The organism is Heterorhizobium halophytocola, assembly GCF_017873095.1.
Classification (GTDB): Bacteria; Pseudomonadota; Alphaproteobacteria; order Rhizobiales; family Rhizobiaceae; genus Allorhizobium; species Allorhizobium halophytocola.
The window spans coordinates 101,294-115,738 of sequence record NZ_JAGGJU010000006.1 but is presented as its reverse complement, the minus strand read 5'-3'; the positions used below and the strand labels follow the sequence as shown (position 1 = coordinate 115,738).

The window sequence follows — 14,445 nt, the reverse complement described above, 5'->3', positions numbered from 1 at the left end:
CCGGCCCTTAAAACGGCGGCAGGATCACATCGAGCGGGTGCACCGGAAAACGCTTCTCTTTGAGGGGCATCCCGACATCGCGCAGCATCCTGTCGGAGAGATTGGCCAGCGCATTGTTGTAGTGGCGACGCCTGGTCATGGCCCGCAGCAGCGAACGGATCACCCGGCGCACGCCGAAACGTCTGTAGACTTGTTCGATGACGTCATCGACGTCTTCAATCACCAATTGTATTTTACCCATGACGGCTCATTCCCGGAGCCCCTCGGCCACCAGGTCCTCATAAAAATGGAATGACGCGATGATGGCGAGAGCAGCGATCTGCGAACGCAGGAAAGCTATCGATCAACGCGATTATGACAGAGAGTTCAGGAAAACGCCAAAGCGCTGATATTCCGGACTAAAGCGCCCGGAAGGTTCGGCCTGCCTGATTACCTGTCGCAAGGTTCATCAAGGGAAAGGCCGATCCGCCAGAGAGGCGCATAAGCACGAGAATATGGGTCATCGAACGCCTCCTTAGGTTTGAGTTGCGGATGGCCGGAAGACTGCCATGCATCCCTCGGGTCGGCAAGCGTGCAATTCGCGATTGCAGACAAAGTGTCGCATCTGTTGCTCTTCAGCAACAACTGCGAGATCCGCCGGTAGGGCTGGTCAGATCTTCAGGCCGAAGCCCTGCATCAGCCGGCGCGTCGAAAAATCGGGCAGGCCGGAGGTGAATATAGCCTGATCCCAGCCATGCGACGGGTCCGCGCCTTCCACCTGCGGCACCAGCCGCCGCGCCTGGCGGGCGATCGCCTCGGCAGGATCGATCCAGTCGACCGGCCAGGGTGCCAGACGGCGAAACACATTGGCCATGAACGGATAATGGGTGCAGGCAAGCACGACGATATCGGTGCGCCGTCCGTCTTCCTCGATGAAGCAGGGCGCGATCTCCGCCAGCACATCGTCGTCGGGTGCCGTCTCGCCGCGGATATAGGCTTCGGCCATGCGTGCGAGGTTTTGCGACCCGACGAGACGCACGTGACAGCGCCCGGCAAAGGACTGGATCAGCTCACGGGTATAGGCGCGCTTGACAGTGCCGGGCGTCGCAAGCACGGAAATCAGGCCGGACCTCGTGCGCTCTGCCGCAGGCTTGATGGCCGGCACCGTGCCGATGAAGCAGCGATCGGCAAATCGCGCCCGCAGATCCGCACCGGCAAGCGTGAAGGCGGTGTTGCAGGCAATGATGACGGCCTGCGGATCGTGGGCGTCGAACAGCGTTTCGAAGAGATCGAGAATGCGGGCACTGAGCGGCGCCTCGTCCCATGCGCCATAGGGAAAGCCTGCATCATCGGCAACGTAGAGAAACGGCCGCTCCGGCATCAGCACCCGCGCCTCGCGCAGCACCGTCAGACCACCTATCCCCGAATCGAATACCAGAACAGGCTTCAGTTCCTCGACCATTCCCTATGTCCCTCCTATGCCCCTCGGACCGGCAGACCGCGTCCGCCCTACCCCGCACCGTGACGAACGGCAAGGCCGGGCGTGTTCAGCCGACACGCTGCCGCAACTTTGCGACACGAATTCGGCAGTCGGCGCATCCTTCACCGGTCCTCGGGATAGAGGCGGGCCATCGTGGCGTCCAGCGCACTCAGCGTGTCGTCCGGCGCGCGGGGAAAACTCGACACGCCACGCAAGGGGGCCGAGGCACTGCGGTCGCGGTCGATATAGAAACATTCGGCCTTGCGCGCCTGCAGGTCGTCGAGCCGCGCCAGAAGCTTGTCCGTGGTCATCGCGTCCGGCGCGCCGTCGTTCAACGGGCCCTGCCGCGCGGCAAGCCTTGCCCAATAGGTGGTGGCAAGAAACAGCGACAAGGTCTGGCGCACCTTGCCGGGCCGGGTCACCACCTGCCACGGCGTCCCGATCGGCCTTGCGGCATCGACCAGCCCGCCATAGGCCTGGTCGAGATCCTGGGCAAGACGACGCATCGTGGCTGCCGGCGCCGCGCGCCCGCCGAGCGCCTCCAGCAGTGCGCGCAAGGCTGCATAATAGCCGGCAACCGCGGCTTCCAGCGGCACCCGCGACCGGGTCGGAAACACCGTCGCCGACACCAGCATGCCAGCCAGCGTGCCGATCACCGTCTCCTCGACCCGCAGCCAGGCAAGTTCCACGGTCAGCACGCCCATCAGCGCATAGACCAGCGCCAGCGCTGCCGAGATGAAGAAGGTCATTCGCGCATAGGACACCGGCAGGCTGTAAAAGGCGAAGAACAGGCTGGACAGCGCAAGAAGCGCCGTCGGGATCTTCCAGTCGCCGATCAGCAGACCGATGCCGAGCCCGACGAAAATGCCGAACAGCGTGCCGAGCGCGCGCTGCGTCGCCCGCACGGCGGTATCGCCGCGCGACCGCGTGTTGACGAACACCAAAAAGGCGCTGATGACGGCCCAGAACCAGCGTTCGCGCGACAGGGCCAGACCGAAGCCCATGGCGATCCCGGCCGCCAGCGTCACCTGCACCGCCGTCATCAGGGCCTTGCGCTCGAGCATTGCCGAAAGGCCCGGCCCGGCCGCGTCCGGCTTCTGGCCGGGCAGGATCTGGATGGCGGGAATGTCGCGGGCCAGCGCCGCCTTGGCCGCCAGCAGCCAGTCGAGCGCCCGGTGCGCGTCGCTCAACGGCCCCGTCGCCGGATCCGCCTCGGGCGCCAGATGACCAAGATCGCCGAGCCCGGCGAACAGCACCTCTGCCGGCAGCAGGCTTTCGCGGGCGCTGACGATCAGGCTTTCCGCGGCGAGCTGAAGCTCGACCAGCTGGACCTGCAGATCGAGCACGACCGCGTCCTCCGAGGCGGCCTCGTCGCCAGCCAGCAGCCCCTGCGCCATCAGGACGGCCTGCTTCAGCCGATGTGCCCGGCGGCGCAACTGCTTTCGATCCTGCTCGTCCAGCCTGCCGCGCGCGGATATCTCACCGAGGTCGAACAGGATGGCGTCGACCCTTTGCAGCGCGGCCCGCACGGCGCCCTTTAGAGAATTCAGCCGGTTTTCAGGAATGATGACGAACCGCACGACCTGCGCGACGATGGCGGAAATCGCGATGCCGATGATCGCATAGGGCACGTCGGCAAGCGCCGGATGAAAATAGGCCGCCATGAAATAGGTCATGAAGGCATACATCCCGAGCGCCGTGTAGCGCGGGCCGGCCGACCGCGCCAAAGCTGCGAGAAAGATCACCACCAGAAATGCCGCATCGCTGGCGACGCGATAGGGTTCGAGCGCCGCACCCAGCACCAGCACGACGGATGCGACGAGAATGCCGAGGATGCGCGTCCAGGTCTGTGCCCTGATGCCGTTGTCGCGCACCACCAGCACGCCCTGGATGGACAGCGCGATGCCGAGGGCATAGCCGGCGACAGGCATCGGATGGATGAAGTTTGAAAACGCCGCAGCGACGGCCACCGCCAGCACCAGGCCGACGAGCACGCGTGCACCGAGCTTCAGCCGGACCAAGGCCGGGTCGATGCCGAGCAGGTTGTCCATTACCCCGGTGATGATCCTCACGGCCGCTCCCTTGCCCCTTCAGCCCGCCCGGCCGCGTTCAAACGCCGCGCATGACCATCAACACGATTGGCGTCCAGGATGTCAAAGCCGGGACTGCGGACCTGCTATTCGTCAGTCTCTATCGCATCCGGCTCGTCGGGCCGTGACAGGCCCCTCGGATTCTGCCGGCTGTAGCGATCGAAAGTCCGGAAGACGCCGCGCAGCACATTGATTTCCGGTTCGGTGAAGGCCCGGCGCGACAGGACGGCGCGCAAGTTCTCGATCATCCGCTGCCGCTTGCCCTCCGGCCGGAAATAGCCGCGCGCATCGAGCGCCTCCTCCACCTGCTCGAACAGGCCGACCAGCTGGTCCTTGGTCGCAGGACGCTGCTCGGCCGCCTGGAACCGGGTCTCGCCCAGATCCTCCATGCCGGATTTCATCCACTCATAGGACATCAACAGCACCGCCTGGGCGATATTCAGCGAGGCGAAGGCGGGATTGACCGGAAAGGTGACGAGCTCGTCGGCGAGTGCCACCTCTTCGTTGGTGAGCCCCCAGCGCTCACGGCCGAAGAGAATGCCGGTGCGTTCCTCGGCCGAGAATTTCGCCCGCAAGGTGGCGGCGGCCACCACCGGCGAGCGAACCGGCTTGAAGCCGTCGCGTTCGCGCGCGGTGGTCGCATAGACGAAATTGAGATCGGCGATCGCCTCTTCCAGCGTGTCGTAGACCCGGGTGGCATCGATCACATGGTCGGCCTTGGAGGCGGCGGAGCGCGCCTTCTCGCTCGGCCAGCCGTCGCGCGGATTGACCAGGCGCAGTTCCCAGAGGCCGAAATTGGCCATGGCCCGCGCGACCATGCCGATATTCTCGCCGAGCTGCGGCTCGACCAGAATGATTACCGGCCCTTCGGCCATCAATTCGCGCTCGCTGTTGGTCCCTGCCATGATCGTCATCCGCATTTCTTCAAACGGCGGTCTCAGTGGCACAAAGCCGCGACAAAATCAAAGCCACAGGTAAACCGCCGCCTTTGCCGCGTCATTGCGCGGCGATCTCGCGCAGCTCCTGCCGGATCGATCCGCCGTTTTCGCCATCCCGCTCGGGTCTGAAGTCGTCGATAACCGGATGCCCGCCCTCTTCCGTCACGGAAAACACCAGCACGGTATCGGCCTTGTCGTCTGCCGTGTCGCCGAAACAGAGGTGGTTCTGGAAACGGGCGGTGACCGCACCATCGCCCTCGTCGACGATCCGGATGTTCTCGAAGGCGCAGCCGTCCTGCCCCTGGGCGATCGGATCGTAGTCGAACGGATAGCCGCTCGTCTCGCCTTCGGGCAGGTCATAGGCCGGATGCAGGGCGGCGGCCCGGTAGTCCGCGGCAAATCCCGTGCTGAAAAGCCGCGCCAGCTGCTCCTCGCCGAAGACCTCGTCCTCGGTCGGATCCGTCACGGCCCAGTTGCCGGCCGCGATCTCGATCAGCTGGCGAACGGGCGCCGTCATATCCTGCGCACAGGCACTGCCGCCGGCAAGTGCCAGAACCATGCTCACGACCAAAGATTTCATGCCGTCTCTCCCCACCCCTCCTGGACGTCTGCGACCGCACAATAGCGCCGGGTCTGCAAAGCTCAAGCACGCAGAACGTGCTCAGCCGCGCGCGCCAGCTGGCGGAATCGGCTCTGGCGCCGATGAAAAACGTCATCTGGCGCGCCGTCCTTCTTTGCAGTTCCAGCCGGCGATGCTATAGCGCTCCCACATTGGTTATCACCACCCCCGGGACATTGCTCCCCCCAGCAGTTCAAGAGGCATTTCATGAACAAGATCAAGGTTGAAAATCCGGTCGTCGATCTCGACGGCGACGAGATGACACGCATCATCTGGCAGTTCATCAAGGACAAGCTGATCCTGCCCTACCTTGACCTGAAGATCGAGTATTACGACCTCTCGGTCCAGAAGCGTGACGAAACCGACGACCAGATCACCATCGATGCCGCCAATGCGATCAAGAAGCACGGCGTCGGCATCAAATGCGCCACGATCACGCCCGACGAAGGCCGCGTCGAGGAGTTCGGCCTGAAGAAGATGTGGCGTTCGCCGAACGGCACGATCCGCAACATCCTCGGCGGCGTGATCTTCCGCGAGCCGATCATCATGAAGAACGTGCCGCGTCTGGTTCCGGGCTGGACCAAGCCGATCATCGTCGGCCGTCACGCCTTCGGCGACCAGTACCGCGCCACCGATTTCAAATTTCCCGGCAAGGGCAAGCTGACGATCAAGTTCGTCGGCGAAGACGGCGAAACGATCGAGCGCGACGTGTTCGACGCCCCGTCCTCCGGCGTTGCCATGGCGATGTACAACCTCGACGACTCGATCATCGATTTCGCCCGCGCCTCGTTCAACTATTCGCTCCAGCGCGGCGTGCCTTGCTACCTGTCGACCAAGAACACCATCCTCAAGGCCTATGACGGCCGCTTCAAGGATCTGTTCCAGGAAGTGTTCGACAAGGAATTCAAGGAGAAGTTCGAGGAAGCCAAGATCTGGTACGAACACCGCCTGATCGACGACATGGTCGCCTCGGCGCTCAAGTGGTCCGGCGGCTATGTCTGGGCCTGCAAGAACTATGATGGCGACGTCCAGTCCGACATCGTTGCCCAAGGCTTCGGCTCGCTCGGCCTGATGACCTCGGTGCTGATGACCCCGGATGGCCAGACGGTCGAAGCGGAAGCCGCCCACGGCACCGTGACGCGCCACTACCGCCAGCACCAGAAGGGTCAGGAAACCTCGACCAACTCGATCGCCTCGATCTTCGCCTGGACCCGTGGCCTTGCCCACCGCGCCAAGCTCGACGGCAATGCCGAGCTCGCGACCTTCGCCGAAACGCTGGAAAAGGTCTGCATCTCGACCGTCGAGTCCGGTCACATGACCAAGGATCTCGCGCTCCTGATCGGTCCGGATCAGCCGTGGCTCTCGACCACCGCCTTCCTCGACAAGATCGACGAAAACCTGCAGAAGGCCATGGCCGCCTGAGCCATTAGCTGCAGCAAAGACAAGATGAAGCGGTCCTCACGGGCCGCTTTTTCTTTACCACCTGCAAATATTGCAATGCAACAAAGCTTGACACTTCGAAATAAGCGCGTTCTCATGCATCATCCGTGAGAGGAGTCACGGATAGACTCATGGGAGGAGTCCTGAAATGCTCAAATTCGTCAGTCAGCTGTCCATTGTTCTGGCAAGTCTTGCCGCGGTTCCGGCAGCTTCGATGGCCGATACGCTGCCCGCCAGCCAGGAAGTCGCCATGCATCATCTCATTCCGACAACGCACGACGACATCCACACCGGCGCCGTGTCGAATGACGATGCCAATGCCCTGCACAAGAAGGCGGGCAATGGGCGTATCCTGCCGGCCGGTCATTCGGCAAACGGCACAGGCAACGACTGACACGGATCTCCCTGCAGCTTTCCTGACACACGACGATACGCGGCGCATGGCCTGACCGGCTGGCGCGCAGGAGGATTGTCGACCCAGCAACATCCGCCGGGCGGATACTTGGCCGGCCGCATACTGTTGTGCCGGATCTGCCGCACGCGGCGAACGCGTCTCTCGCATGAGCATCTGCCGCAGGAGCGGCACGCCTTCGGGCGCTCGGGATGTCGTGCCTTTGAAAGCACAAACCGGCGCCGTTTCTGCGCGAAACCGTTTCTGGCTTCTCCAACGCGATAAGAGAACCGCCCTAGCAAATTCCAGCTCTTGCGCCGGCGTCGCAGGGCGCCTTTACTTGGCTATCCCTTCGCACCCACCGCCGAGTCGCCATGGCCCTTCCCGCCGACGCCTTCGAACCGAAATCCATCAGCGTGTTCAGGGAGGGCTATTCCCTCGACCGCCTGAAGAGCGACGCGATCGCCGGCCTGACGGTCGCCATCGTCGCCCTGCCGCTGTCGATGGCGATTGCCATCGCCTCCGGCGTCACGCCTGATCGCGGCCTCTATACGGCCATCATCGGGGGCTTCCTGGTCTCGGCCCTTGGCGGCAGCCGCCACCAGATCGGCGGGCCAGCCGGCGCCTTTATCGTGCTTGTGGCGGCCACGGTCGCCCGCCACGGCGTCGACGGATTGCTGCTGGCAACGGCGATCTCCGGCCTGTTCCTGATCATGGCCGGCGCCCTTCGGCTCGGCAGCTATGTGAAATTCATCCCGTTTCCGGTCACCGTCGGCTTCACCGCCGGCATCGCCGTCATCATCTTTGCAAGCCAGCTGACGGATCTTTTCGGTCTGACCTTGCCGGTGAAGGAGCCGGGGCCGCTGGTCGACAAGTTGCCCATCCTGCTTTCGGCCTGGCGCACCGCCAGCCTGCCGGCGGTCGCGACCGCCGCCTTGACCATCGCGGTCATCTTGACCCTGCGCCGCTTTGCACCGCGGCTGCCCGGCCTGCTGATCGCCGTCGTCGTCGCGTCGACGATCTCCGCGACATTCGGCCTCGACATCGCCACCATCGGCAGCCGCTTCGGCGGCATTCCGCGCACCCTGCCGGTGCCGGCCCTGCCGCATGTGACGCCGGAACTCCTGCTGGCTGTGCTGCCGGATGCGGCAGCCTTTGCCTTGCTGGGATCGATCGAGTCCCTGCTCTCGGCCGTGGTCGCCGACGGCATGACCGGGCGACGTCACCGCTCCAATGTCGAACTGATCGGCCAGGGTGTCGCCAATATCGGTTCGGCCCTGTTCGGCGGAATCTGCGTCACCGGCACGATTGCACGCACCGCAACCAATGTGCGGGCCGGCGCGACCAGCCCGGTTTCCGGCATGTTTCATGCCCTGTTTCTTTTGCTCTTTACGCTGCTTGCCGCCCCGCTTGCCAGCTATATTCCACTCGCAGCGCTTGCCGGCGTGCTTGCCGTCGTCGCTTGGAACATGATCGAGCGCCCGGCCTTCGCGGCCCTCGTCCGTTCCTCGCGCGGCGACGCGGCCGTGCTGTTGGTCACCTTCCTGCTGGTGGTTTTCCGCGACCTCACCGAAGGCATCCTTGTCGGCTTCAGCCTCGGCGCGCTGCTGTTCATCGGCCGGATGAGCAAGGCGATGACCATCGGGCCGCATGCGGAGACGTCGCCCGAGCGCCCGCTCGACCAGGGCGACGGCGACACCGTAGTCTACCGGCTGAGCGGCGCCTTCTTTTTCGGTGCCACGGCCACGGTCGGCGCGGTGCTCGATCGCATAGCCGATCGCCACCGGCATTTCGTCCTCGACTTCTCCGACGTGTCGCTGCTGGATGCGACCGCCGCCAATGTCATCGAAGGCACGGTGAGAAAGGCCGAACGCGCCGGCGTCGCGGTCTATATGGCCGGCGTCGGCCCGGACCTGAGGCGCATGCTGGAAGCGCATGAACTGACGGCCGGGCGCGTCCGCTATGTCGCAACCATCCCCGAAGCCCGCGCCCTGATCGCGCAGGCCGAAGAGGTCAGTTCCCGCGCATGACGCGGCGATCCGCGCCCTTGTTTTCGGCCATCAGCGAGGCGATCAGGTTGAGACCCGCGCTGGCATTCAGCGCGGTGACCCGATTGCGGCCATTGCGCTTGGAGATATACAATCCGCGATCGGCAACGCCGAGCAGGAAATTGAGGTCGGCATAGCTCGCCTGATCGGCGGACACGCCGATGCTGACCGTCATCGTCAGGGTCTGGTCGCCGATCGCAATCGACGCGCCGGCCACGGCCTCGCGCAGGGTCTCACAGACCTGCCGCGCCTGCTCCTGGCCACAGCCGGCCATATAGAGCGCAAATTCCTCTCCGCCGATGCGGCCGAACACCATGCCGGGTTCGAGCCTGGCGCTGACGATCTCGCTGAAGGCGATCAGCGCCTGGTCCCCGCCCGCATGGCCGAGCGTGTCGTTGACCCGCTTGAAATGGTCGATGTCGAGCAGCGCGAGCGCGCCTTCATCCTCGCGCCGGCGGCGCAGCGCCTCCACCTGCTGGATGAAGGCCCGGCGATTGATCACGCCGGTCAATTCGTCGATCTCCGCCTGTCTTCGGTAATGGCGCTCCATGCGCTCGCGTGACAGGACGATCAGCGCCATGCCCAGCGCCTGAAACTCCGCAAACACCAGGGCGGCAAAGACGCCTTCGACCAGCGTCTGATAGGCGGTGATGCCGGGGGTTATGAAGAGGACGAGCGCCAGGACCGCCTGTGCCAGGGCTGCCCCGCAAAGGGCCGCCAATGCCAGACGGCGGCTGGCGGTCGTTTCATGCGCGGAGACCGCCGAATTCCCCACACCGAAGGCGCAGAATGCAGACCATCCGGCACAGCAGAAGGCGCTCGCCGCCAGTCCGGCGGCACTTGCCGGCAGGATGGCATTGCCGATCAGCGTCAGGGCACCCCAGAGCAGCGGTGCACTCCAGACGATCCGCAGAGACACCGAACGATTGTCGAAGGCGCGCAAGCCCGCCCAGAAAAACGCCAGCCAGCAGGCAATCAGCACATGGCTCAGCCCATCGCCGATACGCAGCGCCGGCCCTTCGAGAAAGCCCAGACATTTGGCCAGCGCGCCGGCAGCGCCCATGATGTTGCCGACCGCCCAATAGAAAAGCTCCGTCCGCTCCGGCGATCGCAACCAGCTGCGCGTGACGAAGACCGCCATGATCGAGGAAGACGCCAACAGGCAAAGCATGATGGCGCCGGAACTGAAAAACTCACCCACTACCCGCTCCCGTCTATGGTGAGAAAAATAGCGAGGAAGAATGAAGAATTCGAAAATGCTCAGAAAGGCCAAAAGGCAGGCCCTGAAAGGGTTTGGCACATCGCCTGAATGGTCGTGGCGCAGTCCGGCAGCCACAGCGATCGCCACACAGACCACCGACGACGCATGAAAAAACCGCCGGTACCGGCAGAGGTATCGGCGGCTCTTGACGGGCCAAAGCCTGTCGCGATCTTCAGATTTGCTTTCGCACTTCAGAGGCTTGTATTTGCGCCCGTCTGCCGAACCGGAGCCCAATTCGGCAGACGGGCGCTGATCTTTGAAATTCGATCAGCCGGCGATGGCGACCCGCACCGCTTCGACCGCGGCAGCAGCAGCAGCACCATCGGGACCGCCGGCCTGCGCCATGTCGGGGCGTCCGCCACCACCCTTGCCTCCGAGTGCCGCCGAGGCGACGCGGACAAGATCGACCGCGCTGAAACGATCGGTCAGATCGGCCGTGACGCCGACCACCGCGCTGGCCTTGCCGTCTTCGGCAACGCCGATCAGCACGACCACGCCCGAGCCGATGCTCTGCTTGCCGTCGTCGGCAAGGCCCTTCAGGTCCTTCGGATCGACACCGGCCAGAACCTTGCCCAGATATGTGACGCCACCGACATCGACGGCATCATCGCCACCGGCAGCCGTGCCGCCGCCCATGGCGAGCTTGCGTCTGGCATCGGCCAGTTCACGCTCCAGTTTCTTGCGCTCGTCAATCAGCGCCTCGACGCGCGACACAACGTCCGTCGGCTGCACTTTCAGGCTCGATGCGAGCGATTTCACCCGCTCGTCCTGTTCGGCAAGATACGCCCGGGCGGCCTCGCCGGTCAGCGCTTCGATACGGCGCACGCCGGCACCGACCGCACTGTCGCCGAGGATGCGCACGACACCGATCTCGCCGGTCGCACCGACATGGGTACCGCCGCAGAGCTCCACCGAATAGGGCTTACCGGCCTTGTCGCCATGCAGCCCGGTGCCCATCGACACGACGCGGACTTCGTCGCCGTATTTCTCGCCGAACAGCGCCATGGCGCCCTCGGCGATGGCGTCATCGACGCTCATCAGACGGGTGGAGACAGGCGCGTTCTGCAGCACGATCTCGTTGGCCATCTCTTCGACCTGCCGCAGCTCTTCGGCCGACATCGGCTTGGGATGCGATACGTCGAAGCGCAGCCGCTCGGGCGCGACAAGCGAGCCCTTCTGCGCCACATGCGTGCCGAGGATCTCGCGCAGCGCTTCATGGATCAGGTGGGTCGCGGAGTGGTTGGACCGCAGCCGGCTGCGGCGGGCATGATCGACCACCAGCAGCGCCGGGACGCCCGGCTTGACGGAGCCCTCGCGGACGGTGGCGACGTGCACGAAGACCCCCTCGCCGCGCTTTTGCGTGTCGATGACATCGAGCACGAAGCCTTCGCCGGAGATCACCCCGACATCGCCCATCTGGCCACCCGATTCGCCGTAAAACGGGGTCTGGTTGACGACCACCTGCACGGTCTCGCCGGCCGCTGCCGACGGGATCGAGGCACCGTCGCGCACCAGCGCCTGGATTTCCCCTTCGGCGCTCTCCGAGCTATAGCCGAGAAATTCCGTGGCGCCGAAACGATCCTTCAATTCGAACCAGATGCCTTCGGCGGCCTTGTCGCCCGAGCCGGACCAGCTGGCGCGCGCCTCGGCCTTCTGCCGCTGCATGGCGTCGTTGAAGCTGGTGATATCGACGCCGATGCCCCGGTTGCGCAGGGCATCCTGGGTCAGGTCCAGCGGGAAGCCATAGGTGTCGTAGAGCTTGAACGCGGTCTCGCCGTCCAGCGTGTCGCCCTTGTCCATCGACTGCGTGGCATCCGACAGCAGCGACAACCCGCGCTCGAGCGTCAGCATGAAGCGCTTTTCCTCGAGCTTCAGGGTCTCGGTGATCAGAGCCTCGGCGCGCACCAGTTCGGGATAGGCGCGACCCATTTCCGACACCAGCACCGGCAGCAGCTTGTAGAGCACCGGTTCGCGGGCTCCGAGCAACTTGGCGTGACGCATGGCGCGACGCATGATGCGGCGAAGCACATAGCCGCGGCCCTCGTTCGAGGGCAGCACGCCATCGGCAATCAGGAAGGCGGTGGCGCGGATGTGGTCGGCGATGACCCGGTGACTTGCAGCCGCCTGCCCTTCGGCGCGCGATCCGATCGCTTCTTCCACCGCCGCGATCAGGCGGCGGAACAGGTCGGTTTCGTAATTCGAGGTGACGCCCTGCATGATCGCCGCCATGCGCTCCAGCCCCATGCCGGTGTCGATCGACGGCCGCGGCAGGTCGAGCCGTGTCGTCGCATCGATCTGGTCGAACTGCATGAAGACCAGATTCCAGAACTCGAGGAAGCGGTCGCCGTCCTCGTCTGCGCTGCCGGGTGGTCCGCCAAAGACGTTTTCGCCCTGATCGAAAAAGATCTCCGAGCAGGGACCGCAGGGACCGGTATCCCCCATGGTCCAGAAGTTGTCCGACGTCGGAATGCGGATGATCTTGTCGTCGGAAAAGCCGGCAATCTTCTTCCAGAGATCGGCCGCCTCGTCATCCTCGGAATAGACCGTCACCAGAAGGCGATCCTTCGGCAGATCGTATTCCTTGGTGATCAGGTTCCAGGCCAGCGAGATCGCCTGCTCCTTGAAATAGTCGCCGAAGGAAAAATTGCCGAGCATTTCGAAGAAGGTGTGGTGGCGGGCGGTATAGCCGACATTGTCGAGGTCGTTGTGCTTGCCGCCGGCGCGCACGACCTTCTGGGCGGTCGTCGCGCGGCTATAGGGGCGCTGTTCGAGGCCGGTAAAGACGTTCTTGAACTGCACCATGCCGGCATTGGTGAACATCAATGTCGGGTCGTTGCGCGGCACCAGCGGGCTGGAGGAAACAACCTCGTGTCCATTCGTCTTGAAATAGTCGAGGAAGGTCGACCTGATTTCGTTTACGCCGCTCATCTCACGCCCTTCATTGCCACCGCGTCTGGTGGTTCCTTCAAAAAACAATGGCTTTTATCGCCCAGCCTCGACCCTGTCCAGACGAACAAGCAGAACCGGCCATACATCTTTCGACATATGGCCGGCAATTCTTCAAAGCCTGACAAAACGAGGGGCGAAAGACATCAGCCTTCGCTTGTGTCGTCGTCGTCATCCGGGTCCGGACCGCCCTGCTGCAGGAAGCGATCGGCGATCAGGCCGGCGTTCTGGCGCAGCGACAGCTCGATCTCGCTTGCCACTGCCGGATTGTCGCGCAGGAAAGTCTTGGCGTTTTCCCGGCCCTGGCCGAGCCGCTGGCTGTTATAGGAGAACCAGGCACCCGACTTCTCGACAATACCGGCCTTGACCCCGAGATCAACGAGCTCGCCGGTCTTCGAGACGCCTTCGCCATACATGATGTCGAATTCCACCTGCTTGAAGGGCGGCGCCATCTTGTTCTTGACCACCTTGACGCGGGTCTGGTTGCCGACCACCTCTTCGCGATCTTTCACCGCACCGATACGGCGGATATCCAGGCGCACGGACGCATAGAATTTCAGCGCATTGCCACCGGTCGTGGTTTCGGGCGAGCCGAACATCACGCCGATCTTCATGCGGATCTGGTTGATGAAGATCACCATGCATTTCGACCGCGAGATCGAGGCGGTGAGCTTGCGCAGTGCCTGGCTCATCAGACGCGCCTGCAGGCCCGGCAGGCTGTCGCCCATCTCGCCTTCGATTTCCGCGCGCGGCGTCAAGGCCGCCACCGAATCGATGACCAGAACATCGATCGCACCCGAACGCACCAGCGTGTCGGTGATCTCGAGCGCCTGCTCGCCGGTATCGGGCTGCGAAATCAGGAGATTCTGCAGGTCAACGCCGAGCTTGCGGGCATAGACAGGATCGAGCGCATGCTCGGCATCGACAAAGGCGCAAACGCCGCCACCCTTCTGGGCCTCGGCGATCGTCTGCAGTGCCAGTGTGGTCTTGCCCGAGCTTTCCGGCCCGTAAATTTCGATGATACGTCCTTTTGGAAGACCACCAACGCCGAGCGCGATGTCGAGCCCCAGAGAACCCGTCGATACGGTTTCGATCTCGACCACGTTCTCGTTCGAACCGAGCTTCATGATCGAGCCCTTGCCGAACGACCGTTCGATCTGCGAGAGCGCCGCTTCCAATGCCTTACTTTTATCCACCACCTTGTCCTCAACGAGCCGCAAAGAATTCTGTGCCATTTGATCCACCTTTAGGTT

11 protein-coding genes are annotated in these 14,445 nt (G+C 63.8%); 3 read left to right on the top strand and 8 right to left on the bottom strand.

Annotated elements, in window-relative coordinates:
- Positions 1-7: 7 nt before the first annotated feature.
- The 5 genes from J2Z17_RS12165 to J2Z17_RS12145 all read right to left on the bottom strand — a co-directional run bounded on the left by J2Z17_RS12165 (position 8) and on the right by J2Z17_RS12145 (position 5,067).
- Positions 8-241, bottom strand: coding sequence for a DUF1127 domain-containing protein (locus J2Z17_RS12165; RefSeq protein ID WP_209945322.1), 234 nt, complete (start codon positions 239-241; stop codon positions 8-10).
- Positions 242-649: 408 nt separating this feature from the next.
- The gene (murI, locus tag J2Z17_RS12160) at positions 650-1,441 is read right to left on the bottom strand and encodes a glutamate racemase (RefSeq protein WP_209945321.1); all 792 of its coding nucleotides are present in this window, start codon (positions 1,439-1,441) and stop codon (positions 650-652) included.
- Positions 1,442-1,581: 140 nt separating this feature from the next.
- Positions 1,582-3,531, bottom strand: coding sequence for an FUSC family protein (locus tag J2Z17_RS25535; RefSeq protein WP_209945319.1), 1,950 nt, complete (start codon positions 3,529-3,531; stop codon positions 1,582-1,584).
- A gap of 104 nt (positions 3,532-3,635) precedes the next feature.
- Positions 3,636-4,454 carry an RNA methyltransferase gene (locus J2Z17_RS12150; RefSeq protein ID WP_209945317.1) on the bottom strand — a complete coding sequence of 273 codons (819 nt, stop codon included), beginning with the start codon at positions 4,452-4,454 and terminating at the stop codon, positions 3,636-3,638.
- A gap of 91 nt (positions 4,455-4,545) precedes the next feature.
- Positions 4,546-5,067 (bottom strand): hypothetical protein, encoded by a 522-nt coding sequence (locus J2Z17_RS12145; RefSeq protein ID WP_209945315.1) that lies wholly within the window; start codon positions 5,065-5,067, stop codon positions 4,546-4,548.
- Positions 5,068-5,313: 246 nt separating this feature from the next.
- Between J2Z17_RS12145 and J2Z17_RS12140 the strand changes: the two genes are divergently transcribed.
- The 3 genes from J2Z17_RS12140 to J2Z17_RS12130 all read left to right on the top strand — a co-directional run bounded on the left by J2Z17_RS12140 (position 5,314) and on the right by J2Z17_RS12130 (position 8,967).
- Complete coding sequence (locus J2Z17_RS12140) at positions 5,314-6,528, top strand: NADP-dependent isocitrate dehydrogenase (protein ID WP_209945313.1); 1,215 nt, start codon at positions 5,314-5,316, stop codon at positions 6,526-6,528.
- 166 nt (positions 6,529-6,694) lie between these two features.
- Positions 6,695-6,940 carry a hypothetical protein gene (locus tag J2Z17_RS12135; protein WP_209945311.1) on the top strand — a complete coding sequence of 82 codons (246 nt, stop codon included), beginning with the start codon at positions 6,695-6,697 and terminating at the stop codon, positions 6,938-6,940.
- Between the two features lie 371 nt (positions 6,941-7,311).
- Positions 7,312-8,967, top strand: coding sequence for a SulP family inorganic anion transporter (locus J2Z17_RS12130; RefSeq protein ID WP_209945309.1), 1,656 nt, complete (start codon positions 7,312-7,314; stop codon positions 8,965-8,967).
- On the opposite strand, the gene J2Z17_RS25530 is transcribed toward J2Z17_RS12130, so the two are convergent.
- The 3 genes from J2Z17_RS25530 to recA form a co-directional block, all read right to left on the bottom strand.
- Positions 8,951-10,186 carry a GGDEF domain-containing protein gene (locus tag J2Z17_RS25530; protein ID WP_209945307.1) on the bottom strand — a complete coding sequence of 412 codons (1,236 nt, stop codon included), beginning with the start codon at positions 10,184-10,186 and terminating at the stop codon, positions 8,951-8,953. The two genes, J2Z17_RS12130 and J2Z17_RS25530, sit on opposite strands and share 17 nt — an antisense overlap.
- 327 nt (positions 10,187-10,513) lie before the next feature.
- Positions 10,514-13,174, bottom strand: coding sequence for an alanine--tRNA ligase (alaS, locus tag J2Z17_RS12120; protein ID WP_209945304.1), 2,661 nt, complete (start codon positions 13,172-13,174; stop codon positions 10,514-10,516).
- Between the two features lie 164 nt (positions 13,175-13,338).
- Complete coding sequence (gene recA, locus J2Z17_RS12115) at positions 13,339-14,427, bottom strand: recombinase RecA (protein WP_209945302.1); 1,089 nt, start codon at positions 14,425-14,427, stop codon at positions 13,339-13,341.
- Positions 14,428-14,445 lie beyond the last annotated feature (18 nt).

Bases quoted from the DNA above. Each gene is read 5' to 3' on its own strand.
- J2Z17_RS12165 (WP_209945322.1), bottom strand. From the start codon at position 241: ATGGGTAAAATACAATTGGTGATTGAAGACGTCGATGACGTCATCGAA.
- murI (WP_209945321.1), bottom strand. From the start codon at position 1,441: ATGGTCGAGGAACTGAAGCCTGTTCTGGTATTCGATTCGGGGATAGGT.
- J2Z17_RS12150 (WP_209945317.1), bottom strand. From the start codon at position 4,454: ATGGCAGGGACCAACAGCGAGCGCGAATTGATGGCCGAAGGGCCGGTA.
- J2Z17_RS12145 (WP_209945315.1), bottom strand. From the start codon at position 5,067: ATGAAATCTTTGGTCGTGAGCATGGTTCTGGCACTTGCCGGCGGCAGT.
- J2Z17_RS12140 (WP_209945313.1), top strand. From the start codon at position 5,314: ATGAACAAGATCAAGGTTGAAAATCCGGTCGTCGATCTCGACGGCGAC.
- J2Z17_RS12135 (WP_209945311.1), top strand. From the start codon at position 6,695: ATGCTCAAATTCGTCAGTCAGCTGTCCATTGTTCTGGCAAGTCTTGCC.
- J2Z17_RS12130 (WP_209945309.1), top strand. From the start codon at position 7,312: ATGGCCCTTCCCGCCGACGCCTTCGAACCGAAATCCATCAGCGTGTTC.
- alaS (WP_209945304.1), bottom strand. From the start codon at position 13,174: ATGAGCGGCGTAAACGAAATCAGGTCGACCTTCCTCGACTATTTCAAG.
- recA (WP_209945302.1), bottom strand. From the start codon at position 14,427: ATGGCACAGAATTCTTTGCGGCTCGTTGAGGACAAGGTGGTGGATAAA.